General features: G+C 47.1%; 2 protein-coding genes. Both read right to left on the bottom strand.

All coding sequences use genetic code 11. The features are described from left to right. Positions 1–227: 227 nt before the first annotated feature. Entirely contained in the window at positions 228–1,013 is a 786-nt protein-coding gene (locus tag TZ03_RS29495) for a hypothetical protein (protein WP_236692921.1), read from the bottom strand. 19 nt (positions 1,014–1,032) lie between these two features. Further along, a partial coding sequence (locus TZ03_RS29490) for an RHS repeat domain-containing protein (RefSeq protein WP_201775727.1) occupies positions 1,033–2,085 on the bottom strand: 1,053 nt, incomplete at its 5' end.

Here is a 2,085-nt window from a genome sequence, read left to right as displayed (position 1 = left end):
AGTCGCCCCAGCAGGTCGTAGCGGTAACCCAGCTTTTCATCGGTGATCCCCAGCTGCTTGCCCACAGCGGTCGGCTGGCGTTGAATGCTCAGTAACCGGTCAGCCTCGTTGCCTTGATCAACTGGGCAATACCGCCAGCACCTATTTTTTAAAGATCGGAGTTGCAAGAAAGAAAATCATGACTCAGGGCACATAAAAAATGCCCTAACGCGATACATCAAGTAGAGTTAAGGCAGCTTTCTTGAAGAGGCTTTTGCTGCAGGCGCTTTCCAAGACACCAGCAAACCCAACTTACCAAGCCTTTCATTAACATAGGAAAGTTTTTTTTCCTCAACCAACCAAATTGCTATCGATTCAGAAAGCACCTCAAGCACACCGTTATCACCATCTTCCAAAATCCATTGCTTTAACGGCACACCTGCCACATCAATCATTAAGTGCTGAGAGTTAAGTAAATTTACCTCATAGACCATTCGCAGGAGCGCCCCTTTATACCTCTCTTTACCGCTGTATCGACCCGGCACCTCTTTTTTGAATAGCCCCGAACTTTCAAATGGAAATATAGAAATAAAATTCTCTCCCGCGGCATAACTATATCCTTTACTAATACTCTCGCATCGGTAAGCAATGCCATAGGATATTGAAGCTTTTCCAGCAACCTCTCTAAAAAACTGGGTATAAGTGTCAAGCGTAGTCTGCTCTCCGCTTGACTGAGCATCAATATGAAAAAAACTACCGAAGTCATTCGTGTTATACCCATAAGACGCAAACCACGGCACCACACCTTCACTTTCATTATAAAGCCTAAACGAAGAGACTGATTTTTCTTCAATTTTTTTAGCTAACTCACTTAATTCAACCTCAATTAAGTCATGATCACCGACATGATCGCCATCCATGAGATACTCATAGTATCCAGCGCTCGTGACTGGTACATTCATCAAAGAAAAAAATGATATTCCGAGTCTCAATGCCAATTCTGGCGAGACATTTTCAACACCGTACAAAGCCATTGCCAAGCACATAAATCACCTATATACCCGAAATAAAATCGTCCAGTATAGCCTTCATATCTGCAGCACTATACGGATGCTCAAGAACCACGACATCCCCTCGTGTACTCGCTGGCAGATTGCTCATCGCAGTATTGTTCCGAGAAGTCAGCGTAGGAAACTTTTTGCCCATATCAGTCTTAGATGCCAACTCTATTGCATGCACCTTTCCATTGACATCAACCGCCATGACATCGGGCCTTCTGGCGGAAACGCCACGCCCCTTAGCAAAGCTATAAGATCTGTTCAGATAAACATCAGTAAATTTCCCGCTCATTGCCAACTTGTTGGCAATGGCCTCAGAAAATTGATCGTGCCCAGGAGTACCATCAACTTGGCCACGCCCATGAATTTTAGTGTTATTTACCACTCTTACCTGACAAGGCGCAAGCCCTACAGGATCAACCCACATAACTGGATTGACATTGTATCTGAATAAATTAAACCCGCCCCGAATCCCTATCGGATCAAGTGTAATAAATCGTCCAATTTCAGGATCATAGTGTCGAAAAGTGTTGTAATGCAGCCCCGCTTCACCATCAAAGTATTGGCCTTGGAAACGTAGATTCTGCTCAACCTCACTAACAGCTAAGTGTTCTACAGTCCCCCAAGAACGATACGTCGCCTGCCAAACGACCTTGCCGTCGCTATCCGTCAGCTCCAGCGGCGTACCAATCTGGTCTGTATGGAAGTAGTAAAGCTTCTGCTCTTCGCCCTCAACCTGATCAACCCGCGCCAACGGCGCATAGCTACCCTGCTCGTACAGGTACAGGATGCTCTGCCCGGGTGTCTCTTCTCTCAGCATCCTCAAGCCTTGCCAGAGGAAGCGCTTCTGCTCGATTTCACCGTTGATTTCAGCGCGTTTGGCAACCCGCCGACCCAGGCTGTCGTAACGGTAGTGCCCGGTGCTTTCCAGCTTGCCATTGACCAACGTCTCCGCCCGTACCAGCCGGTTTTCGCAGTCGTAACTAAAGCTCTGCAGCTTGCTGTGCCCCGAGCGCTTCTCGATCAGGTTGCCCCAAGGATCGTAACG

This window comes from Pseudomonas sp. 10-1B, from assembly GCF_000935045.1.
Lineage (GTDB): Bacteria > Pseudomonadota > Gammaproteobacteria > Pseudomonadales > Pseudomonadaceae > Aquipseudomonas.
Note: the sequence above shows the minus strand (reverse complement) of the source record. Positions and strands in the feature narration are given on the sequence as shown.